Raw genomic sequence first — 22,589 nt, 5'->3', positions numbered from 1 at the left:
GGCTCAGTTGGCGAGTTGGACGACTTCGTCAAGAATGAGTTCGTCGCCCGCTTCTGGTTTGATTTCGCCAAATTGGGTGACGGGGTTGGCGATGGCACCCTCGAAGGTGACTTCTCCGACGCGCAGTTTGCCGAGAATGCCGCCATTGCGGCGAATGGCGAGGACGGAGCCGGATTGGACGTTGTCGGGGCTGACGACGTCGAGTACGGCGAAGTCCCCGTAGTTGGGGTCGGATTGCCATTGTGCGACGCGGGCGATGAGCATGGCGTCGTTGATGACGCGGGCGCGGCGGGCGCTTTTGTCGCGGCCTTCGGCGGTGCGCCCGGTGAGGAACTGGGCTTCGTCTTCGGCGCGTTTGGCATCGAGTTCGGCCTCGACGTTGAGTTCTTCAAGTTGTTTGAGCCGGGCTTCAATTTCCTCGTCGCGTTGTTGAGCTTCATCGCGGGTGACGAGGTCGGTGCCGGAGGGGGCTTCGACGGCTTCTTGCAAGGTGCGGCGTTCCTTTTCGTCTTGGAGGCGGGTGATCTCCTGCTCCATTTCGGAGATGGTTTGACGCATTTTCGCGATCTCTTCGGCAGGAGCGTCCTTCATGCCGGTGTTCATCTTGCCGACAAAGGCGATGAGCGCGCCTAAAATGAGGGCGAGCGTGGCGCCGAGGAGGATCTTGAGCGTGTCCATGGAGCGGAGATTGGTCAGCAGGAGAGCGGATGTCAACGCGGCCTCAGCCTGGAAAAAGGATGGGGAATGGGGGCGGGATTCGGTTCACGACAGGAGCCGAACATCAATTCGATCCCAGTAGCGTTGGTCTTTGGAGGAGGGGAAGTGAGAGGTCCAGCGTTGGAGGGAGGAAGCGGTGAGGATGTGGTCACCGCCGACGAGGGTTTCGTTGAGGCTATCGGGGGTGGTGACGGAACGGACTTGGGGAAATGCCCGGCGAAAAGCGGCCCGCATGCGGGATTGCAAGCGACGGTGGCCGGAGCCGGTGACGAGATTGGCGAGGAGCAAGCCACCTGGAGCGATGCGCGGGCGGAGGTTGCCGATGAGTTTTTCGGGGTGGCGCTCAGGGCGGTAAACGTCGTCGGCTCCGGCGAGGTAGCAGTCGTCGATGACGATATCGAAGCACTGATCGGTGTGGGTAACCCAGTCGTAGGCATCGGCGATGTGGATTTCGGTGTTGGTTTCGCCGAGGTGCATGTGTTCGTGGGCGAGGTCGACAATTTCTGGATCCAGATCGATGGCGGTGAGGCGGGTATCGGGGAGGAGATGGCGGAGGGTGCGCAAGGTGGTGCCGCCCGCGAGACCGAGCATGAGGACGGAGCGGGGGGGGGCTTCAGGTCTTAAGAGGGTGGCCGCGGCGAGGTTATCCCAAGCGAGGCCGGTGAGGAATCGTTCCTGATGCCACCAGGCGTGGACGGCACCAGCGACGCGGAACTCACAGGAAACGGGAGACTTCCAGATTTCGAGGGCCTGGTGGCGAGTGGTGGCGGATGCGACGCGTTTGAAGCCCATGCGGTCGAGACTGGCAGGATCACGTAAGGGATGCACGTCTTTCGGGCTTTTCTTCTGCTAGAGAGAAGTGGAGTCTTTCCGTGCTGCGGGCGTGAGACGGTCGCAGTCCTTTCGGGAGGCCCGTGGCACGGGCAGGAAATTGATGGGAAATCCGGTGCGATTCCGGAGCGGTACCGCCACTGTGACTTGGCTTGAAAGAGCTGGGGAGTCAGGACGCCAGCCTGAAGGTTTTTTCTCAGCGGCCTGCGGAGTTCAGGCATCCCAGAGAGTGACATGATAGGAATAATGATGGCGTGCTGCCTCGGGCGGGCGCTGGATGGGCTCGTTGGATCGTGCGTCGGTGATCGCGGTTCCAAGATTTCGTGGTGGCGGGTTGGCCGTTTCCGAAAGGTGAGAGCTGCGAGCTCGTGGCGAGACGGCCGTTGGGGCCTGGAAAAAGGCGGGCCTGTGGGTGGAGGATAGAAGGGGCTTTCCTGTTTTTTCGCATTTCGTGGCCTCGGAGATGTTTTTCTGAGTCACCATGGGGCGGATCCTGTTCTCCAAGCGGCCGGGGGAATGCCTGAGGGCATGGCTTGCTTGGGGGCAAAAAGGGAGGGAGGGACCCGGATCCATGGCCAGCAAGTCCGTCTGGGGGGAGGGGCTTGCTGGTCGGAGCGAAGAAATTTTTCCGCAAAAGCCATACCGTGATGACGGAAGCGTGATCGTGGGGGAGGGTGTCATTTCCCGGAAACTCGGGGATTGGGTCGCAGGTGATTTGGGGGGCTTGATTTTAATGGCTGTGGAGTAGTTAGGTTAAGCTTTTCAAAAGCTTATTGATCAATCGGTTAGGGGAGGCGATGGCTTGCGCATGCCCCTGATCACGGAGTTGCCCCCCTTGGCTTCGCTTGATGCCGCGCGTCCGGTTTTTTTGATTTTGATGGGAATTTCCCTCGTGGTGATTTCCTGGAGGATATCGAGGAAATGGTTGGGATGGCCGGCGCGGATTCTGATGGCGGGAGCCCTTTTGTTGGGGTTCGGTTACTCGGTGATCCTTCCTCTTTATGCGATGGGGGTGTTGATGAGTCCCGAGGCTGCCCTGTTCCAAGTGGATGGGGATCCTGTGGTGGCGATGGCTTGGCAAGTGGTGAAGGCCTTCTCCCTGAATGGCGGATGGCTGTTGTTTGGGGCGGGATTGTTTTGGGCCTCACGGGCTCCGCTTCCTCCTCGCCGCCCTGTTCAATTCACGATCGTGCGCCCATGATTGCGGCTTTTTTTGAAGTGCTTTTCAATCAGTCCTTTCTGCTGGATACGGCAGGATTGATGGGATTGGGTTTGGTGGCGGTGGGGGCCATTCGGTTGGCCGAGCGCTACCATTCCTTGAATGCTCCGCTCATGATTTGGGGGGCGATTGCGCTGATTCTCGGGCGTTTGGGGATCCTCGCTTACACTGAGTTTTTTCACAGCATGTCCGGGATGTCGGCCGGGGTGCGATGGGTTGCGGTGAATGTTCCCATGGTGCTGCTGACTTTGGGTGTGGGGTTGATTGTGGCGGGTTTCTGGCTCCACGAGAAAGAGGTGGATTCGCGGTTTGAGCCGCCGGTTTCCTGAGGGTTTCCCGCGAGGTCGGGCGAAGGTGATGATGCGGCTTGAGGCCGTTGTTTGGTCTGGGACGGCCATGGCTCCAAGATTGCGTGGTTTTACCCGGTGACAGGGCCGGTGTCGAATGTGGCGCGAAACCCGCTTGCGGCTTGCGTCTCCGCGGGCATTTCCAGCTTTGAAGAGCCTGGAAGCCGCCACGGAGACTGGTTTTGGGGATGCTCCCGCGGATCGATCTGCGGCGAAAACCTCCCGGAAACTGGAAATATGGCACAAAAGCCATCTGCCGCTCGACGGTGGCAATGAAGGTCTGGTATCACCAAAAGAACCGTTTCGTTTGGGGGATTTACCCACTAAAGGCCAGTCTTAATTGTGTCATAATTTGACCGGCATTTGAGTGAGGAATTCCCGGGACGATTCGCAACCCCTGGTGAAGTCCTGCTCATGAAATACTCCAAGTCTCTCTCCCGGTTCCGACGGAGGAAGCCCAACCGTCGAAGCGGATTCGCATTGGTCATCACGATCAGTTTGATGGTCATTCTCACCCTATTGGCCGTGGGTTTGTTGGCCCTTTCTTCGGTGTCGCTGCGTGGCTCTCGTTCGGGGGACTCCATGCGGGAGGCTCGGGCGAATGCCCGGCTCGCGTTGGAGCTGGCGATTGGGCAGCTTCAGAAGCAAGCAGGTCCGGATCGACGGATCACTGCGCCTGCGAGCATGGTGAAGGAGTCAGCTCCGCTGGGAGTGACAGGCGTTTGGGAAGCCAGCACTTCAAATGAGCTGGTGGAAGCGGTCGGCGAGAAGGATGGGAAATTTGTGGATTGGTTGGTTTCCGATGCCTTCCGTTCTGAGGCGGTGGGGTCGACCATGCCGCCGATGCCTGAGGCGACGGACGAGGGTGTCGTCACGTTGCTTGGGGAAGATTCATTCGGACCGAGTGCCGGAGCGGATGCGGAAGGGCAGTATCTGCGCAGTAAGCCGCTCGAGATTCAAACGGGCCGTTCGTATGGCAAGTTGGCGTGGGGAGTGATTGATGAGAGTTTGAAGGCTCGCTTCGATTTGGAGGAGCCAGTCGAACTCGCGGAGGGTTCCACTTTGGCGAAGAAGATCGCGCGGGCATCTTCGCCGGCGCGGTTCGGTACTTTCGCCCTGGATCAGTTGCAGGATCTTCGTCCGGATGAGGTGCTGGCCAAGAAGTTGGTCAGCTTTGATTCCGCGGTGTTGGGCACCAACAATACCTCGCTGAGGAATTACCGGTCGGACATCACGCCATGGTCGCTTTCGCTGATGACGAATCCTGTCGATGGTGGATTCAAGAGGGATCTGAGTACGGCGTTTACCGTGAATCCTCAGAGTTTTGAATCCGAAGGAAGTCTCTACCAGCATGTGGGACTTCCCAATGATTCGAACTCTGATCCTTCGTTGGCGACTTTGGTGGACTATCACAACCTCTACAAGGAAATCGGAGAGCGCACTTCCTTTGCTCGCAATGTTCGTTCGGATGCCGTGGGGGCCTCTCTTCCCAATGGATTGCGTCCGTTCAGCAAGTCGGGAACGAGCTATACGGCCAATCCCCAGGTTCCTCGCGGCATGGTGCTGATGCCGAGTCTTCTCAAGGTGGACATGGTGTTTTCGATCGTCGCTCGGGTGCCGCACACGGGTTATTGGAAGTCGCAGCACACGGCACTGAAGAACGATTTCATGATTCACCTCATGTATCTCCCGGTGATCACGCTGCACAATCCTTACGATACGCCAATTTCCTTTGAGGGCATGAAGCTGTCGTTCCAAGACATCCCGGTTGGATTCAAGTTCTACAACAACAAGCGTCCGGCGACATCGAGTTTGATCACTCTTTCGGATCTGGTGCTTCCGGAGTATCAAGGAAATGGCAAGACTTTCGGGATCACGGTGAAGCAGTCGCTGAGCGGCAGTGATGCGACGACCGTGACTTTGGAGCCAGGTCAGACGCGGGTGTTCGGCACCATTGCGGTGAATCCGACCTGGTCGTGGGCGGATGAGATTTCTTCTTCCGGAAACAAGGTGCTGTTCGACTGGCAGAGTGACCGGACTCCTCAGTTTGAGATGATTCCGGGGCTGATGTCGGACCCGACGAGTGGGGCGGGGTTTGACGTCGACTACATTGCTCCAAGCAACCAGACGGCGATGGCTTCGGCCTTCTGTGCTGGGGGAACAGTGGGCGCGAAGCGGACCGACCGGATTGGCGTCGAATGGGGTCCGTTGGCCAATTCGAAGATGGAGTTCAACATCGTGATGGAGCTCAACGGGCAGGCTGCAGGGATGTATCGGATGAGCTATGGAGACCAAAAGAATCTGGATGAAATGGCAGCAGAGGGGACTTCCGAGCGTTATCCTGATACTCGTGAGTTTCCGATGACCTGGCCGGATGGTTCGAGCCCGGATGTTCGTGCTCAGGAAATCTATGAGGCGGATTCGACGCCCTTCAGTGCCTATTCGCGGGCTCGGCCTTTTGCGATCATGAGCTTCACTGGCAAGACGACACGTGAGTCCTTCGTGCCGACTCGGCCGTATGTGGATTCTTCGACAAACTTGTTTGTCGCGGACATGGACATTTCGTCGGGAGCGGGAGCACCGGGCGACCAGCCGTATGAGATGGTGATGGTTCCGGTGGAGCCCAGCACTCCATCGATCGGTGTGGGGGTGGAGGAGAGCGAAGGCTACTTCTTCGGTGGCCACGATTCTGACCGTGGGACGTCGAAGGCTACTTTCTATGAGATCCCGCATGCGCCGATGCAGTCGCTAGCCCAATTTCGTCATGCGAACTTGGCCAACTCGGGTGTGCCTCCTTTCATGACCTACACGGTGGGTGAGTCGTGGGCGAATCCGATGATTCCTGCGGGTGAGGTTTCGGGTAGCAATCCCACGGGGAGTGGTAAGATCTACGATCACGCCTATCTTAGCAATGCGGCGCTCTGGGATCGTTACTTCCTTTCGACGATGGCGGATTACGAGGGAGATTCGTTCCAAGGGGATGATCGTGGAGCGGACGAAGTAAGGGAGGATTTCTTTTCTCAGACGCGGGAGTTGTTGAATCCACGGATGGTTCCCTTGGTGGCGACGACTGAAGGTGCGGCCGCAGCAGAAAGTATCGGCGGCACCGATGGCGATAAGCTGGTCGGCAAGTATGTAGGCTTGAAGGGGGGATTCAATGTGAATTCGACCTCGGTTGATGCGTGGGTCGCGTTCCTCTCGTCGATGAGGGATACGCAGATTGCGAATCAGGAAGATGGTTTGGTGGATTCTGGAGATTCTTCGGCATTTCCCCGGGTGCGTCATCCTGCGGATGGCCCGATTGAGGGAGGTGATAGCTTCTTCTCGGAGCGCGAACCTCGCTGGCAGGGATACCGTCAGTTGGATGCCACGCAGATTCAGGCGCTGGCGGAGAACCTGGTGGATGAGATTCATCAGCGTGGTCCTTTTCTGTCGCTTGCGGAGTTCGTGAATCGTCGACTGGGTGGCCAGAACGACGCTTCTTCCCGGCGTGGGGCGCTCGCGGCTGCGATTCATGAGACCGAGGTGAATGCGACCATTGAGGGTGACGGCCTGGACTTGGAGGCTCAGAACATGGGGGACCATGATTGGGTGAATCCCAGTGCGGCCTTGGGCAATAACTCCGAGGGAGCCCCAGGGTCCCTGACTCAGGGGGATATTCTTTCTGCCCTGGGAAGTGAAATGACGGTGCGAGGGGATACCTTTGTGATCCGTGCCTATGGTCAATCCGACAACAAGCAGGGCACGATTCAGGCTCGAGCATGGTGTGAAGCTGTGGTGCAGCGGATGCCCGATTATGTGGATCCCACGGACGTGGCGGAAACGGAGTTGGATGAGTTGAGTCCGATCAACGAAAAGTTCGGCCGACGCTTTGAGGTGCGGTCATTCCGTTGGTTGGTGGCTGAAGAAATCTAAGCGACTGCGCAGATATGAAACATCGATTTTTCATCCGACTGGTTCTTTTGGTTCTGAGCATCCTCCACCTCCCTGCGGTGGGTCAGGAGGTCGCGTTTCGAGCAATCTGCATTTCCTATCAGGAAGGAATTCGCTCGGTGTATTGCGCGTCCGGCAAGGGAGGGAACCAGGAGGTGGCGCTTTATACCGGTAGCATTGGCGAGGTCCACCAAGCAGTGTTTGAGAACGGAGTGGCTTCTTTCTATGTAGAGGATTCTTCGGTTGCAGGAGGAAAGCGGGTCGTTGCCGCTGGAAAGTTAGCGAGTGGATCCCGGCAGTTCTTTTTGGTGGTTCCCAATGAGGACAAGGAGATGCCCTATAAGATTCTCTGCATGGCGGACGACGTGCGTTCCTTCCCGATGGGGGGAGTGCGCTATGTCAACCTGACCCCTTATCCCTCCCGCTTGACCCTGGCTGGCGCGGTGCTGCCGGCGGTCAAGCCGGGCGGGATGCAAACTTATCCGAAGGTGGTGAAGGTGAACGATTGGAACATGTACCAAGCGGTCATTGAATTGCAGGCACCGAACGGGAAGTGGGCTTCGATTTCGAGCCCGGGCTGGAAGGCGTTGGAGACCAAACGTGACTTGGTGGTCGTGACGATCGATGGGCGCTCAAAGCAGCCGAAGATCTACAATTTCAAAGATCTCCCACCCTGGCTCGAACCGGTGGATCCCGGGGAGCCCGAGTGATCAAGGCTTGGAGGCCGGGGCTGTCAGTGGCTGAGTTTTTCGGCCAGATACTGGGCGTCGGTCTCTGCCAAGCTGCGGGGGATCATCCAGTGGCTGGTGGCTCGAATTTGACCTGATGAGCCAAGGTGATGTCCGTGGGAGCGTGCCATCACTTTTCCGTTGGGTGCGACGATTTCGGCTTCGAGGCGGAGTGCGGCCACATGGGCTGCATCGGCTCCCAGAGTCCCTTGCATGCTGCGTTTGGGGCGTGCGAAGGTCCGGGGAGGAGATCCGCTGCCGTCGTCAAGGCGGGCGCGAAGGTGAAGCGTGGACGGCCCGGGTGTGCCGGTGAGACGGTAGCGTTTGTAAAAAGCGGTGCGCAGGGCGGATTGATAGTCGGCGGCGAGGTGCTCCGCCATGGCGGGCGAGCTCCCTGGGCGGAGGGAGGTTTGAATGGGCTCGATGACCATGCTGTCGTAGTGAGTGACGGGTGGCGTGGCCGGAGAGACCGAGCAGGAGCTGGTGACGGCGGCGAGGGAGCTAAGGAGGCAGGCGGCGAGGAGCTTGCGGCGCTTCATGATGAGAAGGATGGAAGCGAAGGATGGGCGGCGATCAAGTGGTTTGGTGCGGGGGCGTGCGGATTCTCCGGGTGATTCGCAGGATGGACAAGCGGGCTCGCTGCGGTTTCCCTGCCGGGGTGCTCGCGAAACGCATCATTCCCTGTCTGGACGTCACCGATGGCCGTGTGGTCAAAGGCGTCAATTTCGTGGACTTGATCGATGCCGGAGATCCGGTGGAATGTGCGATGGCCTACAATGAGCAGCAGGCCGACGAGTTGGTGTTTCTTGATATCACGGCTTCCTCGGATGATCGTGGCACGATGGTGGATGTGGTGCGGCGGACAGCAGAGCACTGCTTCATTCCGTTGACGGTGGGAGGGGGCATTCGAACGGTGGGAAACATGCGCGAGATGCTTTTGGCAGGGGCGGACAAGGTCGGGGTGAATACGGCTGCGGTGAAAACGCCGGAGCTGGTCGATGCGGGGGCCAAGGCGTTTGGCGCCCAGTGCATCGTGGTGGCGATCGATGCCAAGCGTGAGGGGCCTGGAAAATGGGGAGTTTACACCCATGGTGGGCGGACTCCCGTGGGTTTGGATGCCGTGGAATGGGCGAAGGAGGTGTGGCGGCGAGGTGCTGGGGAGATTTTGCTAACGAGCATGGATGCGGACGGTACCCAAGCAGGATACGATTGCGAACTGACGGCCGCGGTATCCGAAGCGGTAGGGATTCCGGTGATTGCCAGCGGAGGTGCGGGCCATTTGGATCACATGGTTGAGGTGTTGGAGCGGGGCAAAGCGGATGCTGTTTTGGCAGCGAGTATTTTCCACTTTGGAACGCATACGGTGGGGGAAGCGAAACGCCATTTTGCCGAGCGAGGGATCCCGGTGAGGCCTCACGTCGATGGATGAGATGAAAAGGGCAATCTTCCTGCTCTTCGTCCTGATATTGGGGGCGGCGGGGTGGGCGGCGTGGAAATTCCGCGATCGCTGGGAGGGGGGCTGGAGTGGTGTGATCGAACTCCGCCAGCGGCTTCGACGGCCGGATCCAGAAGGTTATGAAATGGCCAAATCCGAGGCAGAGCGGTGGCGGAAGGATTTGAAGAAGCGATATCAGGCGGCTGCCACCCAAGAGGAACGGCAGGAGGTGTTGAAGGAAGCCTCGCAATTCCTGGAGTCGATTTTGCCGGACATGATGGCTTGCTGGATGGGCACGCCATGGGACTTCAACGGAACGGCAGAGGGTCCGGGAGATGCGCCGATCGCGTGTGGTTATTTCGTGGCGACAGTGCTGCGCGATGTGGGCTTCCAAGTCGATCGTTATGAACTGGCACGCGAGGCGTCAGAAACGATGTTGCGGACATTTGTGCCGAAGCAGGCGACGGTGCGCCGGGTGGGGATCGACTACGCAGAGTTTGCCAAAGAGGTGAAAGGCGAGAAGCCGGGCATTCGGATCGTGGGTCTCGATACGCATGTGGGCTTCCTGATTGTCGGGAATGGCGAGTTTCACTTCGTCCATTCGTCGGGCTCCAAGCCGTGGTGTGTGGTGGACGAGCCGGAAGACCGGGCAGAGGTGTTGCGGCGGTCTCAATACCGCGTGCATGGCCCCATCACCGGCGATCCAGAAATCGCCCGGCGTTGGGTGTTGGGTGAGCCGTTTCGAGGGGCTCGTTGATTCCGCGGATTCGATCAGCCGGCAGCGATCTCCCTGACGAGGTTCTCGACTCTTGCGGCAGATCCTTCTTCTCCTTCTTCGCGCAGGAATTGGCAGTAGTTGGCGGAGACGGCTTCCAGGTCCGCCAGGTGAGCTCGTCCGAGGTCCTCGTAGATGGACATCGATTTCTCAAAGTGGCGCCGCGCCCATGAGCGATCGCCGGTCTCCAGGAGCGCCAAGGCGAGGTTGTTGTGGGATTGGGCGGTGTCCGAATGGTGATCTCCGAGTGTCTTGCGGCGAGATTCCAGGGCCATCATGTGCATTTCCCGGGCTTGCTCATAGTATCCGGAGGAAAGGTAGAGGGCCCCGAGATTGTTGGAGACGGTGGCGGTTTCCTCGTGATCGGAGCCGAGAGTTTTATGGGAGATTTCCAGGGCCTTGAGGAAGTAGGTCTCTGCGTCGTCGAGATTGCCTTGCGACTTCATGAGGAAGGCGAGGTTGTTCGCCATCAAGATGACGTCGAGAGGGGCCGGGGGATCGGCTTTTTCAAAGATATCGAGAGACGTCGTCCAGAGTTCTGCGGCGCGCTCGGGTTGTCCCAGTTCGTCGTGGAGGGCTCCGTAAGTCGCGTGCAGACGTGCCATTTGGTGGAGGCGGTCTTCACGGCTGTCGAGTTGGTCGATCGCCTGCTTGTAATCTTCCTTGGCCTCCTGAAACCGCTGCAACGAGCGAAACAGCTCAGCTCGGACTTCCAGGGCACCGACGAAGGCATCGACGCTGTCTGGATCTCCGGAAAGGGTCTGTTGGGCCTTCTCCACCGCGGCACTGGCGGCGTGCACGGCTTCATCATAATTCTTCTGGGCGAGGAGGGTTTGAACTCGCTCGCGAAGGAGCTGAAGCAGGTTTTGGGTGGCAGAGTCCATGGGAGGAAGGATGGGATCGTTAGAGTTTGTTACGGTCGGAAGGGTGCTCTGGAAAGGGGAAACTCCGGTCGGGTGCGAATGTTGCAAGCAACGATTCGCGCTGAGGTGGAAGGTTTCCGAGTGCTTCACGCAAAACGGTTTCCGCCCGGATTCGGGGGGATGCCAGCCCAAGAATGCGTGCCAGTTCCTTTTCAAAATGGGTCAATGCACGCAGGGAAGCACCGGACGTGTCGACATGATCGAGGGCTCGGCGGAGCAAATCGTGGAGTTCCGGTTCGGGGTGATCGCCTTCCACGGCGTGCTCGAGGAGACGGCAAAAATAGGCGGCGAGGAGGGTGGCTGTGTAGTTTTGGCGAATCGTTGACCGAGTGGTGCTCGGGATGGCCTCGCGCAGGGTGTGCAGGTCACTGCGCCGGGACGGGGACCACAGGAGCGAGCAGGTAAAGAACAGGTCGAGCCGCCCGGCGAAGGGGCTTTTGGGGCGGCGCGCACCTTTGGCGACCGTTTTGATCAGCCCCGCATCTTCGGTGAACCAATGGACGATCAAGCTCGTTTCGGTGAGCGGTGTGAGGCGGGTGATGATGCCTTCCGTGGGCTCCATGGTGATCAGGTCGGCGGGAGATAATGGGGGAGGGGTTCGACGAGATTGGCGGGCAGGGGAAAGCGTTTTTCGTAGATACCGGGGACGATTTGCGTGCTTTCGGCGTAGGCGTCTTTCACCATTTCCAGCTTGGCGTCGAGGTTATCGATGTGATGCAGGGCCATCGCCTCAGGGGTTCGAGGCAAGGTAGGGGACCCGAACTCGTAGGCGCCGTGGTGCGAAGCGATGAGGTGGAGTAAGTGGAGGCGCACGGTTTCGCTTGGGGGATCTTCGGTGAGCCAAGCTTGTGCTTCAGGGAGATCGAGGATGTCGTGCCAGAGCTTGTTGACGAGTTCGATGCCAAGCGGGATGTGACCGAGCATTTCCCCGTAGAGGGTTTGTCCCTGAGCAAAGCCGGTTTCTGGATAGGGGTTTTCCCAGAGTTTGCCGCAGTCGTGAAAGAGCACCCCGGCCAACATGAGGTCGCGATGCAACTCGGGATACACCCCACAGATCGCATCGGCAGCGCGCATCATTTGCGAGACGTGCTCGACCAAGCCGCCGCGGCGTGCGTGGTGATTTCGGCGTGCCGCGGCGGTACGGCGGAAACGGGGACCGAATTCTTCCAGAAAGTGTCGGCAGAGTGTTGCAAGGCGCGGATCATGGAGGGTGGCTAGGAGGGTGGTGATGTTTTCCCAGGCGACCTGTTGGCGGGCGCGGGTCTCGGGGTCCCCTGTGTAGAAGGCCTCGAGGTCCGTTCCTTGAAGACGTTCCCAATGAAGATTGGCTGCATTGAGACCATAGGAATTCTGGGTCCATTCGGCATCAAGGCGCAGGGCGGTTCCATCTTTGAATCCAGACGCGGCTTCAAAGAGAGGCGCGTCCGACCAGGCATTGAGAGCAAAGCTGCCTGTCGAATCGGCGAAGGTCAGGACGAGATAGGGCTTTCCGGTTTTGGTTTGTCGTTCACTGCGCGACTGGAGCTCGGCATCCAGAGTGAACCGTTGGGGGGATTCGCCTGCTTGTTGTTTGAGTTCGGCGATATTGGGGAAATCCATGCCGTCAGCATCCACGTGGCCAGCAGAGAGTCGAGGCGCGATCCAGGCTTGGGTGGAGGGTGCATGGAGCACCGAGGGTCTAGCGCCGAACTTGTTTCCAATCCAGGAAGGCGCCGCCGAGATGGTGCAGGGTGTCGGAGGCGCTGCAGCTTTGTTCGCTTTCGGAGCCGTAGGTGATGGCGCGCTCAGCGGCACGACCGCAGAGCCAAGCGGCAAGGATGGCGGCATCGGCGAGGGAATGGCCGGCAGCGGCAAGGGCTCCACAAACTCCGGCGAGGACATCTCCTTGGCCCCCGGTGGCCATGCCAGCATGGCCGGTAGGATTGATGTGCAGCTCGCCTCCCGGTTGGCAGATGAGGGTGCGCGTGCCTTTGAGAAGGAGGTGGCAGGGGTGGCGTTGCGTGAAGCGGCGAGCGGCTTCGAGGCGGGGAAGCTGAGCGAGATCGGGTGCGAGGCGGGCGAATTCCCCAGGATGGGGAGTGATGAGATGATGGGGCGCCAGGAGATCGAGTGAGGTGGTGGCGGCGATCAGGTTGAGGGCATCGGCATCGAGCACGAGAGGGACGCTGTCATCGCTCAGGTGGCGGAGCAGGGTTTGCGCTTGCGGGGGTGTCAGTTCCCCGAGGCCAGGACCGAGGACACGGGCATCGGCACGAGCGCTGAAAGCTGCTTCTATGCGCGAGCCGATCCTCCGAGTCATGATTTCGGGGGGAGGTTGAGCAGGGTTGTCTGGATCGAGAAAAAGAGTCACGAGGCCAGCGCCACCTCGGAGGGCACCCGTTGCGCAAAGGGTTGCGGCACCGCTGAAATGGACGGAGCCGGCAAGAACGGCGACTCGCCCGGCATCCCCTTTGTGAAATGAATGGGGCCGTGGCGGAAGTCTGCACGGATGGGTGGAGGGAAAACTCCAGATGGGGTGGCGGTCGGCGGGCGGGCGCAGCTCCGAGAGAGGCACCAGGAAGAGGCGACCGACCGAGTCGTTGGCGGAATCGGCATGCAGGCCTTTTTTTGGAACTCCAACGGTGAGGGTGAGGTCGGCAATGACGGCGCCTTTGCTGGGGATGCCCTGATCGGAATCAAGGCCGGAGGGGAGGTCGATGGCGGCGACGATGGCCCCATCAGTCTCCCGGAGATGCTGCATTTCTCGAGAGAGGGAGAGAAGGGGTTCGCGAATTTCTCCGTGGGCTCCGATGCCCAGCAATCCGTCGAGGAGGAGCAAGGGGCCGGGGCGGGAAGCGGAGGGGCAGGGATTCGAGAGTGCCGAGTGGAGGCGCTGGAAACGTTGCTGGGTGAGCTCACTCCACGCTTCTTGAGGGTGAGAAGCCCGGAAATCGATGGACCACCCGTGAGCGAAAAGCTGCTCGAGAACCACGATTGCATCGCCCGCATTGTTGCCTTTGCCAAGGTAGGCGACCGCGTGGCCGGGGGTGGGAAAGTGGGCAAGTAGGTGGCGGGCGATGCCGATTCCTGCTCGGTCCATCAGGGCACCGGGATCCACGCCTGATGAAAAGGCCCGGGCTTCCAGGGCCCTCATTTCCTGTGCCGTCACCCATGCCATGGAATCAGGCTAGCGGGGCGGGGAATGACTCGCAAGGGGGGCTTGCGGTGCTATGGGAAGTTACAGCTTGCGGTAACGATCGATCCCATCGGCCATTCCTTCAGCCAAGGACTGGCGCCACCAAGCCGACTTCATGCGAGAGCGCTCTGTCGGGTTGCTGACGAAGCCGCACTCGACAAGGATGGCGGGGCAGGTGTTGTGCCGGATCACGTAAAAGCGGGCAAACTTGACCCCACGATTGTTGGTCCGGACCTTGCGCATCATGCCGTTGTGGACCTGCTGCGCGAGATTGAAGCTGTCACCGTTGTTGAAGAAGGTTTCGAGCCCGGAGACTTCTTGCTTCCACGTGTAATTGTAGTGAACGCTGACGAAGATGGCGTTCGAATATTTTTTGGTGATGCGGACGCGTTCAGGCAGCGAGATGAAGTAGTCGCTGCGCCGAGTCATCACGGTGTTGTAGCCCCGCTTGCGGAGTTCGTTTTCGAGCCGTGCGGCGGTGTCGAGCGCGAGATGCTTCTCATACACGAGGCCCCATTGGCCCCCTTTGTCGTGGCCTCCGTGACCGGGATCGATCACGACGGTCCGGAAGTACTTCGCTTGGGCGGCGCCGGTGAAAAACGCCAATGCCGCCAGCGTCGCGGCAAGTCGGAGCAGAGTCTTCATGGTTGGTTAAGGATTCGAAAAGGTTCAGATTTATTAAAAACTTCCGTCGATTTGTAAAGAATTTCGTCGGTTGTGACGATTATTCGTAAAGAAATGCGGGACGGTCTGACGCTTTTCGAGTCGCTTTGCGTGCTTCCTCGGCGGCCTTGCGGTCGTAAAGGATGCCTCCGAGAGTTTTGATGCTGCCATCGGTCATTTGGGCGAGCACGGGATCCCCGCCGGCGGGTTGGTAAAGTTCACGACCGAGGAAGCGGCCATCAGGCGCGATGGTGGCATGCCCCCAAAACTTCGGGGACATCATGAAGAGGACATGCATGTTGAGCGACGAGTCGATGGTGACGCTTGGTTTGCGAAGCATCAGGACATCGCCGAGGTAATGGGTGCGCAGGATTTTTCCGGTGCGGGCATCGGCCAGCTGAGCATAGAGCTGGTTCTTCCCGGTATTGTTGTATTGGATGAGGCGGAATTCGTTTTGTCCGCCCCGTTTTCCTGGGGCTCCGACCACCTGTTTCCAATAGGGTTGGGAGGTGTTGACGGTGAAGAGGTGGCGATTGGATTGGAAGCCATTGGTGCCTTGTCCTGGAAGGCGGACGATGGCGTATACGGAAAAATTGCCGAGATCATCGAGAGCATAGAGCTGGGCGAGGTCGATGGTGCGGGTCAGGGCCTTGCCGGTAGGGATTCGAACCGCCCCAAAGGCTGGCTTCGCGAGCGGGGTGAGAGGAACTCCACGGGTGGAGTTGACCATGAAATCGATCCAATTGGTTTCAGTGGTGCCTTGAAAGGCCAGCTCCTGGCCGCTGAGGTTGGTCACAGTAACGCTCAGCGGAATGGATTCCCCGGCGAGATAGTTCCGTTTCTCGAGGCGAATATCGACGGTCACCTGAGCGAGGGCGGGGCAGGCCAACGAGACAAGGCCAAGAAAGAGGGAGATCCAAAGACGCGCAGTCATCAGGGGCGAGCCGTATCGGGATCGTCCCGTGGCGTCAATCCAACGGATCGAGCGCCCCCAACAGATTTGCGGGAGGGGTGCTCAGAGAGACCAACTCGTGGGGGCTCTCTTCGGCTGCTTGCGATGGAAGGAAAAGCGATCGCCCGTTTCCCCTGAGATGAAATCGATTCGGTCCGGTTGGGTTCGAAGGATGCGATCGTGCGTCGATTTTCCCGGCTCGAAGAAGCCGATCACTTCGGAGCGCATGTCATAGGTCACGAGGTCACCCTCCGCATCGAATTTCCAGCGGCTCTGAAAGGGCACTCGAGGCAGCAGCAGGGAGGTATTTCCGGTGCCTGAGCGGATGTCGATGAAGCCGTTGGCGGTGCCATCGGGATGGAAGGTTTTTTCCATGTAGATGGCGGTGCTTCCTTCGCTCCGGTGGCTGGTCCACGTTCCCATGAGCAGCGGACGGACGCGGGCCGGGTCCGTGCTGCCTGACGGTGGTGCCGCACAGGATACGAACAGGGCTGGGAACAACGCCAAGGCAAGGGGTTTCATGCCTTTGGCTTCTTCTCCTCCTTGAGGTCATCGACGCGGACCGAGCGCAGCCCACTGCGGAGGGCTTGGCGATGGATTTCTGCTGCCACGGAACGCAGGGCATTCTCGGTCGATTCAGCACTTTGATTGGAGCGCAGGGCGACGAGGGGGAGGATGCCGACGAAGGACCGCCCGGATAGGGTTTCGAGGTCGCCCATGGGACCGGCGACGAGAACTTCGGCGTGATCGGAACTAAGGTCGAACTCCTGAAAGTGTTGGAGGGGCCAAGCTCGGGTTTCGAAGGGCTTGGCGAGGTCACTGAAGACCTTTTCCAGGACTTTGGAGTCGGGTTCCTTGCCGGGCCTCGCTTTGGGAACCTCAAGGACAACCAGGTTGCCTTGAGGATCGGAGAGCGGGGAAATCGCCGTGTGCGAGCACGCGGCGAAGACCCAGAGGAAAAGCCAAAGGAGCAGGCGCATCGATCAGAAGTGGAAATCCTGAAGAGGCTTCACGGTGAGTTCGCGTTCCTTGAGGGAGCGCATGGCCTTCACGCAGGCTTCGGCTGCAGACAGGTTGGTCGCGTGGGAAACCTTCATGGCGACGGCCGTGGAGCGGATCTTCACTTCGTCGGCACGAGCGGCTTCGTCGCTGGGGGTGTTGATGACGAATTGGATTTCTCCATTTTTCATCATGTCGACCACATTCGGGCGGCGTCCTTCCTGGAGTTTGTAGACCCGCTCGCAAGGAACCTGGTTGTCGGCGAAGAACTGGTAGGTTCCGCCGGTGGCCCACAGGGTAAAGCCGATATCGACAAGGTCCTTGGCGATTTGAAGCGATCGGGGTTTGTCGCGATCCACGACAGAGATGAAGACGTTGCCTTCGGTGGGCAGAGTGTTGAAGGCGCTGATTTGGCTCTTGGCGTAGGCCATGCCCCAATCGGAATCGATGCCCATCACCTCGCCGGTCGATTTCATTTCCGGTCCTAGAACGATGTCGATGCCGGGGAAGCGACTCCACGGGAAGACGGCTTCCTTGACCGAGAAGTGGTCGGGAATGACGGGCTCGGAGAAGCCGATTTCGTCGAGGGTTTTGCCCACCATGATTTGGGCAGCGTATTTGGCGAGGGGCACGCCCGTTGCCTTAGAGACGAAGGGCACGGTCCGAGAGGCGCGGGGATTGACCTCGATGACGTAAAGCTCTTCGTCCTTGACGGCGAACTGGATGTTCATGAGGCCCTTGACTTCAAGTTCTCGGGCAAGGTCCTTGGCGGCTTGATCGATCTTGAGCTTGATGGCATCGGAGAGCGAATAGGCAGGGATGCAGCAGGCGGAGTCTCCGGAGTGGATGCCGGCCTGTTCGATGTGTTCCATGATGGCGCCGACTACGGCGCGGGTCCCGTCGGCGATGCAGTCGACATCGACTTCGGTGGCGCCGTCGAGGAATCGGTCAACGAGAACCGGGCGCTCGGGTGAGGCATCGACAGCTTCGCGCATGTAGCGGCGGAGTTCATTTTCCTCATGGACGATCATCATGGCTCGGCCGCCGAGAACGAAGGAGGGGCGGACGAGCACCGGGTAGCCGATGCGGTCGGCAACGGCGACGGCTTCATCTTCGGAAGTGGCGGTGCCGGCTTCGGCTTGGCGCAGGCCGAGCTTGTCGAGGAGGGCGGAGAAGAATTTGCGGTCTTCCGCGAGTTCGATGCTCTCTGGGCTGGTGCCGATGATGGGCACACCGTGGCGTTTGAGGTCGGCGGCGAGGTTGAGCGGCGTTTGACCGCCAAATTGAACGATCACGCCATGCGGCTTTTCTTGGTCGCAGATATTGAGGACGTCCTCAAGTGTCAGGGGCTCGAAGAACAGCTTGTCAGAGGTGTCGTAGTCGGTGGAGACGGTTTCCGGGTTGGAGTTCACCATGATGGCCTCATAGCCGAGCTCTTTGACGGCGAATGCGGCGTGGACGCAGCAATAGTCGAACTCGATTCCTTGGCCGATGCGGTTCGGTCCACCGCCGAGGATGATGATCTTCTTCTTATCGGTTTCGCGAGCTTCGTTCTCGTCGCCGTAGCTGGAGTAGAAGTAGGGCGTGTAGGCCTCGAATTCAGCGGCGCAGGTATCGACGAGGCGATATCCAGGGATCAGTCCGGCGGCTTTCCGTTCGGCACGGATTTCATCTTCGTGAACCCCGCGGGCACGGGCGATTTGACGGTCAGAGAATCCGAGGCGCTTGGCGTCCTTGAGGTCGAGGGAGGCGAGATTTTGGCCCTCGTCGGCGATTTCCTTCAACTGGTAGAGGAACCAGGGGTCGATGGCGGTCGTTTCGAACACTTCATCGATGGTCCAACCGTTCACGAAGGCGGTTTGGAGCCAGAAGATGCGCTCGGAATTGGGAACGGCGAGCTTTTGCTCGATTTCCTCGCGAGAGATCTCTTTGGGATCTTTGGCATCAAATCCGAAACCCCAGCGACCGGTTTCGAGGGAACGGAGGGCCTTTTGCATCGACTCCTTGAAGGTGCGGCCGATGGACATGGCTTCGCCGACCGCCTTCATCTGAGTGGTGAGGACGGCATTGGCTGTGGGGAATTTCTCGAAAGTGAAGCGGGGGAGCTTGGTGACGACGTAGTCGATGGTGGGCTCAAAGCTGGCAGGCGTCTCGCGAGTGATATCGTTGGGAAGTTCGTCGAGGGTGTATCCGACGGCCAGCTTGGCGGCGATCTTGGCGATGGGGAAGCCGGTGGCTTTCGAGGCGAGCGCCGAGCTGCGCGATACGCGCGGGTTCATTTCGATGACGATCATCCGGCCGCTGACGGGATCGATGGAGAATTGGATGTTGGAGCCACCGGTTTCGACGCCGATTTCGCGGATCACGGCGAAGGAAGCATCGCGCATGATCTGGTATTCGCGGTCGGTGAGCGTTTGGGCGGGAGCCACGGTGATGGAATCGCCGGTGTGAACGCCCATCGGGTCGATGTTTTCGATCGAGCAAATGACGACGCAGTTGTCGGCGCGGTCGCGCATGACCTCCATTTCGTATTCTTTCCAGCCGAGGAGGGATTCCTCGATGAGGACTTCAGAAACCGGGGAAAGGTCGAGGCCACGGGTGACGATTTCCTCGAATTCCTCGCGGTTGTAGGCGATCCCGCCACCTTGTCCGCCGAGGGTGAAGGCGGGGCGGATGATGAGGGGGAATTTCTTGCCGGTGGATTCGGCCATTTCCTCGGCGATTTTCCGAGCCTCGGCCATGGTGTGAGCGGTGCCGGACAGCGGCAGGTCGATGCCAATTTTGATCATCGCATCCTTGAACCGTTGGCGGTCTTCGCCCTTGTCGATGGCATCGGCGTTGGCGCCGATCATCTTCACGCCGTATTTGTCGAGCGTTCCGGATTTGAAGAGATCCATGGAGCAGTTGAGCGCGGTCTGCCCCCCCAAGGTGGGGAGAAGGGCATCGGGTTGCTCCTTGATGATGATCTTTTCGACGACTTCAGGGGTGATCGGCTCGATGTAGGTCCGATGGGCGAACTCGGGGTCGGTCATGATGGTGGCCGGATTCGAGTTCACGAGCACCACTTCGTAGCCTTCTTCGCGGAGTGCCTTGCACGCCTGGACGCCGGAGTAGTCGAATTCACATCCTTGGCCGATGACGATCGGGCCGGAGCCGATGACGAGAATTTTCTGGATCGAGGTGTCTTTGGGCATGGCGTGGCGGTCGTTTCTTCAGTCGCAGAGCAGGTTGCGGCTAAATTTCTGGGTGTTTCGCAGGGTCCCGCCGAGTTGTAAAGGGGAAGGGCGGATGAAATCGGGGAAGAGGGATTCTTCCCGAGGGATTCGTTGGAATCCATCTCTTCATTCAAGGTGGGTGGAATGCCGTGAAGTCGAGATTCTCTCCGCCACCGCCGAGCGAGGGGTTCTGTCAAAGGGGCCATCTCATCGGGATGGGGTTTCGATGGACGCGTGATTCACGGGATTCCGTTCGTTCCGGGCCGCTGCCAGAAGCGCGAGCGCAGGGGGGGGGACAGCGCCCGCTTTTTTCAGCTGATTTGCCGGCGTGGCTGTGTTTTCGTCCCGGCGCGATGCCAGCGACCACCATGCCAGACGCCACCGGACACTTTGGAAAGTTCGGAGGCATGTTCGTGCCGGAAACCTTGATGGCACCTTTGAATGAGCTTTCCGAAGCCTATGCCGCGGCACGGAAGGATCCGGAGTTTCAGAGGGAACTCGATGATCTTCTGACGCACTACTGTGGGCGGCCCACGCCGCTGTATTTTGCCGAGCGCTGGACTGAGCGTCTGGGTGGCGCGAAGATTTATCTGAAGCGGGAGGACTTGCTGCATACAGGTGCCCATAAAATCAACAATGCGATCGGTCAGATCCTGTTGGCGAAGCGTCTGGGCAAAAAACGGATCATTGCGGAAACGGGGGCGGGTCAGCATGGGGTTGCGACAGCCACCGTGTGTGCACGGTTCGGCATGGAGTGTGTGGTCTACATGGGCAAGGTGGACATGGAACGCCAGGCATTGAATGTGGCGCGGATGCAGCTGATGGGTGCCGAAGTCCGTGCCGTGACGGCAGGGCAGGCCACGCTGAAGGAGGCGGTGAATGAGGCCATGCGCGATTGGGTCTCGACGGTGGATCATACGCACTACATCCTCGGTTCGGCACTGGGTGCTCATCCTTTCCCGATGATGGTGCGGGATTTTCACCGGGTGATCGGTCTCGAGGCCCGGCAGCAGATTTTGGAGCGAGAGGGTCGACTTCCTGACTTGCTGGTGGCCTGTGTGGGTGGGGGATCGAATGCGATCGGCTTGTTTCACCCGTTTCTCGACGACGCTGATGTGCGCATGGTGGGCGTCGAAGCAGGGGGCCTCGGAATTCTCCCGGAGAAGCACGCGGCACGCTTCCAGGGTGGAAAGTTGGGAGTCCTCCAAGGTACCAAAACTTGGCTGTTGGCCAACGACGACGGTCAGATTGAGCTGACGCATTCGATTTCTGCGGGCCTTGATTATGCGGCGATCGGTCCGGAACACGCCTATTTGCAAGAGATCGGTCGTGCGGAGTATACGTTTGCGACGGACGACGAAGCTTTGGCGGCATTCAAGGAATTGGCTCACTGCGAAGGCATTTTGCCGGCGCTTGAGAGCTCGCACGCAATGGCTTATGTTTCAAAGATGGCGGGCAGTTTGCCGAAGGACTCAATCCTGATCGCGAACCTTTCCGGTCGTGGGGACAAGGACGTGGCACAGGCGGCGAAGCATCTCCTCGGGTTGGATTTCTGATCGGCGGAGATCTCTAAGCGACCCAACGGGACGGGGTGAAAGCCTGGTTTTGAGGTCGTGAGTGTTTTTCCTTCATGGTGAATCCGACATGATCCGCAAAGCTTTCCTCCTCGGTGCCGGCTTGGGCACCCGCTTGCAGCCGCTGACGCATGGGTTGCCGAAGCCGCTGGTTCCGTTGTTCCATAAGCCGATGGTGGGTTGGGCGGCGGAACGATGCATGGCGGCGGGGATCGAGGCGTTTGCCGTGAATACCCATCACTTGCCGGAAAAGTGGCAGGATCCCGAGTGGGGAGTGCCGTGCAGAGGAGGCTGGAAGCCATCGGAACTTCGGGGAGGGAACGGGTTGTTTTCCATGGTCGGGGACTGGGCTGGGAGGTCGACTCACCTTTTCTCTGAGCCGGATCTGCTGGAGACCGGAGGCGGGATCCGGAATATTGCCGATTGGGTTGGTGGCGACGATGTGTTGGTGCACAATGGGGATATTTTCTCGACCATGCCGCTTGAGCGGTTGATCGAGGCTCATGAGCAATCGGGGAATGGGGTGACGTTGGCACTGCGGTCGGAGGGGGCGGGGCGTCACATTGCTTTTGAGGACGGGCAGGTGGTCGATATCCGAAATCGGATCGGTCGAGGCCACGGAACGCATCATTTCAGCGGGGTGTATTGCTTTTCTCCTGAGCTTTTGGGGCAGATTCCCGAGGGCAAGGTTTCGGTGATTCCGGCATTTCTTGAGCTGGCGAAGCGCGGCCGAATTGGCGGTGTCCTGCTGGATGAGGGCGATTGGTTCGATCTTGGAGATGAGGCCAGCTATTTGGCTGCCCATCGCGAACTGGCATTGTCGGATGCGATTCATGAAACCGCGACCATTTCGCCTCATGCAGTGGTCGAGCGGTCGGTGATCGGACCGCGGGCGGTGGTGGAGGCGGGGGCAGTGGTGGTCGACTCGGTGGTCTGGCAAGGTGCTGTGGTAAGCTCGGGCCAAAGGGTGGAGTCGCAGGTGGTGATGCGTTGAAGGATCGACCGGGTCGGATCGCAAGTGGAGAGTTCGTGAGGGCCGCGGATGGGAATTGGATTTGCGTAAAATTCATCGCAGGTTCGCTAGGGATTCATGAAGCATCCCG

20 protein-coding genes and 1 riboswitch are annotated in these 22,589 nt (G+C 59.4%); of the genes, 8 read left to right on the top strand and 12 right to left on the bottom strand.

The features are described from left to right. Positions 1 to 3: 3 nt before the first annotated feature. Both HNR46_RS02985 and HNR46_RS02980 read right to left on the bottom strand, forming a co-directional pair. Positions 4 to 678 (bottom strand): KIAA2012 family protein, encoded by a 675-nt coding sequence (locus HNR46_RS02985; RefSeq protein ID WP_184015646.1) that lies wholly within the window; start codon positions 676 to 678, stop codon positions 4 to 6. An 84-nt stretch (positions 679 to 762) separates the two neighbouring features. Continuing rightward, on the bottom strand, positions 763 to 1,545 hold the full coding sequence (locus HNR46_RS02980; protein ID WP_184015644.1) for a methyltransferase domain-containing protein: 783 nt from the start codon (positions 1,543 to 1,545) through the stop codon (positions 763 to 765). 60 nt (positions 1,546 to 1,605) lie between these two features. Next, positions 1,606 to 1,748, top strand: a riboswitch (cobalamin riboswitch). Between the two features lie 608 nt (positions 1,749 to 2,356). On the opposite strand from HNR46_RS02980, the gene HNR46_RS02975 reads away from it, so the two are divergent. The 4 genes from HNR46_RS02975 (at position 2,357) to HNR46_RS02960 (ending at position 7,757) form a co-directional block, all read left to right on the top strand. Further along, entirely contained in the window at positions 2,357 to 2,749 is a 393-nt protein-coding gene (locus HNR46_RS02975; protein WP_184015642.1) for a hypothetical protein, read from the top strand. Continuing rightward, positions 2,746 to 3,096 carry a hypothetical protein gene (locus HNR46_RS02970; protein WP_184015640.1) on the top strand — a complete coding sequence of 117 codons (351 nt, stop codon included), beginning with the start codon at positions 2,746 to 2,748 and terminating at the stop codon, positions 3,094 to 3,096. The genes HNR46_RS02975 and HNR46_RS02970 overlap by 4 nt, the downstream gene beginning before the upstream one ends. A gap of 432 nt (positions 3,097 to 3,528) precedes the next feature. Continuing rightward, positions 3,529 to 7,029, top strand: a complete 3,501-nt coding sequence (locus HNR46_RS02965; protein WP_184015638.1) for a hypothetical protein — start codon at positions 3,529 to 3,531, stop codon at positions 7,027 to 7,029. Between the two features lie 14 nt (positions 7,030 to 7,043). After that, on the top strand, positions 7,044 to 7,757 hold the full coding sequence (locus tag HNR46_RS02960) for a hypothetical protein (RefSeq protein WP_184015636.1): 714 nt from the start codon (positions 7,044 to 7,046) through the stop codon (positions 7,755 to 7,757). A gap of 23 nt (positions 7,758 to 7,780) precedes the next feature. On the opposite strand, the gene HNR46_RS02955 is transcribed toward HNR46_RS02960, so the two are convergent. After that, the gene (locus HNR46_RS02955) at positions 7,781 to 8,314 is read right to left on the bottom strand and encodes a DUF3313 family protein (RefSeq protein ID WP_184015634.1); all 534 of its coding nucleotides are present in this window, start codon (positions 8,312 to 8,314) and stop codon (positions 7,781 to 7,783) included. Between the two features lie 119 nt (positions 8,315 to 8,433). Here HNR46_RS02955 and hisF point away from each other — a divergent pair, with 119 nt between their 5' ends. Together hisF and HNR46_RS02945 are read left to right on the top strand one after the other, a co-directional pair. After that, the gene (gene hisF / locus HNR46_RS02950) at positions 8,434 to 9,204 is read left to right on the top strand and encodes an imidazole glycerol phosphate synthase subunit HisF (RefSeq protein WP_184015820.1); all 771 of its coding nucleotides are present in this window, start codon (positions 8,434 to 8,436) and stop codon (positions 9,202 to 9,204) included. A 1-nt stretch (position 9,205) separates the two neighbouring features. Beyond that, the gene (locus HNR46_RS02945; RefSeq protein ID WP_184015632.1) at positions 9,206 to 9,967 is read left to right on the top strand and encodes a hypothetical protein; all 762 of its coding nucleotides are present in this window, start codon (positions 9,206 to 9,208) and stop codon (positions 9,965 to 9,967) included. A 14-nt stretch (positions 9,968 to 9,981) separates the two neighbouring features. On the opposite strand, the gene HNR46_RS02940 is transcribed toward HNR46_RS02945, so the two are convergent. The 9 genes from HNR46_RS02940 to carB all read right to left on the bottom strand — a co-directional run bounded on the left by HNR46_RS02940 (position 9,982) and on the right by carB (position 19,891). Beyond that, entirely contained in the window at positions 9,982 to 10,869 is an 888-nt protein-coding gene (locus HNR46_RS02940) for a tetratricopeptide repeat protein (RefSeq protein ID WP_184015630.1), read from the bottom strand. A 19-nt stretch (positions 10,870 to 10,888) separates the two neighbouring features. Then, a complete protein-coding gene (gene recO / locus HNR46_RS02935) occupies positions 10,889 to 11,470 on the bottom strand; it encodes a DNA repair protein RecO (protein ID WP_184015628.1) in 582 nt (193 codons plus the stop codon). A 5-nt stretch (positions 11,471 to 11,475) separates the two neighbouring features. Beyond that, positions 11,476 to 12,507, bottom strand: a complete 1,032-nt coding sequence (locus HNR46_RS02930) for an HD domain-containing protein (RefSeq protein WP_221284980.1) — start codon at positions 12,505 to 12,507, stop codon at positions 11,476 to 11,478. Positions 12,508 to 12,586: 79 nt separating this feature from the next. Next, positions 12,587 to 14,065: an NAD(P)H-hydrate dehydratase gene (locus HNR46_RS02925; RefSeq protein WP_184015624.1), complete on the bottom strand. Its 1,479-nt coding sequence runs from the start codon at positions 14,063 to 14,065 to the stop codon at positions 12,587 to 12,589. 60 nt (positions 14,066 to 14,125) lie between these two features. Beyond that, positions 14,126 to 14,728, bottom strand: a complete 603-nt coding sequence (locus HNR46_RS02920; RefSeq protein ID WP_184015622.1) for an N-acetylmuramoyl-L-alanine amidase family protein — start codon at positions 14,726 to 14,728, stop codon at positions 14,126 to 14,128. 79 nt (positions 14,729 to 14,807) lie between these two features. Further along, the gene (locus HNR46_RS02915; RefSeq protein ID WP_184015620.1) at positions 14,808 to 15,680 is read right to left on the bottom strand and encodes a hypothetical protein; all 873 of its coding nucleotides are present in this window, start codon (positions 15,678 to 15,680) and stop codon (positions 14,808 to 14,810) included. 81 nt (positions 15,681 to 15,761) lie between these two features. Next, positions 15,762 to 16,220, bottom strand: coding sequence for a hypothetical protein (locus HNR46_RS02910; RefSeq protein WP_184015619.1), 459 nt, complete (start codon positions 16,218 to 16,220; stop codon positions 15,762 to 15,764). Next, positions 16,217 to 16,678 carry a hypothetical protein gene (locus HNR46_RS02905; protein ID WP_184015618.1) on the bottom strand — a complete coding sequence of 154 codons (462 nt, stop codon included), beginning with the start codon at positions 16,676 to 16,678 and terminating at the stop codon, positions 16,217 to 16,219. Before HNR46_RS02905 ends, HNR46_RS02910 begins: the two co-directional genes overlap by 4 nt. Positions 16,679 to 16,681: 3 nt before the next feature. Continuing rightward, on the bottom strand, positions 16,682 to 19,891 hold the full coding sequence (carB, locus tag HNR46_RS02900) for a carbamoyl-phosphate synthase large subunit (protein ID WP_184015617.1): 3,210 nt from the start codon (positions 19,889 to 19,891) through the stop codon (positions 16,682 to 16,684). A 374-nt stretch (positions 19,892 to 20,265) separates the two neighbouring features. On the opposite strand from carB, the gene trpB reads away from it, so the two are divergent. Next, complete coding sequence (gene trpB / locus HNR46_RS02895) at positions 20,266 to 21,468, top strand: tryptophan synthase subunit beta (RefSeq protein ID WP_184015616.1); 1,203 nt, start codon at positions 20,266 to 20,268, stop codon at positions 21,466 to 21,468. Between the two features lie 88 nt (positions 21,469 to 21,556). Continuing rightward, the gene (locus HNR46_RS02890) at positions 21,557 to 22,480 is read left to right on the top strand and encodes a sugar phosphate nucleotidyltransferase (RefSeq protein WP_184015615.1); all 924 of its coding nucleotides are present in this window, start codon (positions 21,557 to 21,559) and stop codon (positions 22,478 to 22,480) included. Positions 22,481 to 22,589 lie beyond the last annotated feature (109 nt).

Source organism: Haloferula luteola, from assembly GCF_014201715.1.
Taxonomy (GTDB): Bacteria; Verrucomicrobiota; Verrucomicrobiia; order Verrucomicrobiales; family Akkermansiaceae; genus Haloferula; species Haloferula luteola.
Note: the sequence above shows the minus strand (reverse complement) of the source record. Positions and strands in the feature narration are given on the sequence as shown.

Excerpts from the sequence above, each read along its gene's own strand:
- HNR46_RS02985 (WP_184015646.1), bottom strand. The coding sequence starts at position 678 with ATGGACACGCTCAAGATCCTCCTCGGCGCCACGCTCGCCCTCATTTTA.
- HNR46_RS02975 (WP_184015642.1), top strand. The coding sequence starts at position 2,357 with ATGCCCCTGATCACGGAGTTGCCCCCCTTGGCTTCGCTTGATGCCGCG.
- HNR46_RS02970 (WP_184015640.1), top strand. The coding sequence starts at position 2,746 with ATGATTGCGGCTTTTTTTGAAGTGCTTTTCAATCAGTCCTTTCTGCTG.
- HNR46_RS02965 (WP_184015638.1), top strand. The coding sequence starts at position 3,529 with ATGAAATACTCCAAGTCTCTCTCCCGGTTCCGACGGAGGAAGCCCAAC.
- HNR46_RS02960 (WP_184015636.1), top strand. The coding sequence starts at position 7,044 with ATGAAACATCGATTTTTCATCCGACTGGTTCTTTTGGTTCTGAGCATC.
- HNR46_RS02955 (WP_184015634.1), bottom strand. The coding sequence starts at position 8,314 with ATGAAGCGCCGCAAGCTCCTCGCCGCCTGCCTCCTTAGCTCCCTCGCC.
- HNR46_RS02945 (WP_184015632.1), top strand. The coding sequence starts at position 9,206 with ATGAAAAGGGCAATCTTCCTGCTCTTCGTCCTGATATTGGGGGCGGCG.
- HNR46_RS02940 (WP_184015630.1), bottom strand. The coding sequence starts at position 10,869 with ATGGACTCTGCCACCCAAAACCTGCTTCAGCTCCTTCGCGAGCGAGTT.
- recO (WP_184015628.1), bottom strand. The coding sequence starts at position 11,470 with ATGGAGCCCACGGAAGGCATCATCACCCGCCTCACACCGCTCACCGAA.
- HNR46_RS02930 (WP_221284980.1), bottom strand. The coding sequence starts at position 12,507 with ATGGATTTCCCCAATATCGCCGAACTCAAACAACAAGCAGGCGAATCC.
- HNR46_RS02925 (WP_184015624.1), bottom strand. The coding sequence starts at position 14,065 with ATGGCATGGGTGACGGCACAGGAAATGAGGGCCCTGGAAGCCCGGGCC.
- HNR46_RS02920 (WP_184015622.1), bottom strand. The coding sequence starts at position 14,728 with ATGAAGACTCTGCTCCGACTTGCCGCGACGCTGGCGGCATTGGCGTTT.
- HNR46_RS02915 (WP_184015620.1), bottom strand. The coding sequence starts at position 15,680 with ATGACTGCGCGTCTTTGGATCTCCCTCTTTCTTGGCCTTGTCTCGTTG.
- HNR46_RS02910 (WP_184015619.1), bottom strand. The coding sequence starts at position 16,220 with ATGAAACCCCTTGCCTTGGCGTTGTTCCCAGCCCTGTTCGTATCCTGT.
- HNR46_RS02905 (WP_184015618.1), bottom strand. The coding sequence starts at position 16,678 with ATGCGCCTGCTCCTTTGGCTTTTCCTCTGGGTCTTCGCCGCGTGCTCG.
- carB (WP_184015617.1), bottom strand. The coding sequence starts at position 19,891 with ATGCCCAAAGACACCTCGATCCAGAAAATTCTCGTCATCGGCTCCGGC.
- trpB (WP_184015616.1), top strand. The coding sequence starts at position 20,266 with ATGCCAGCGACCACCATGCCAGACGCCACCGGACACTTTGGAAAGTTC.
- HNR46_RS02890 (WP_184015615.1), top strand. The coding sequence starts at position 21,557 with ATGATCCGCAAAGCTTTCCTCCTCGGTGCCGGCTTGGGCACCCGCTTG.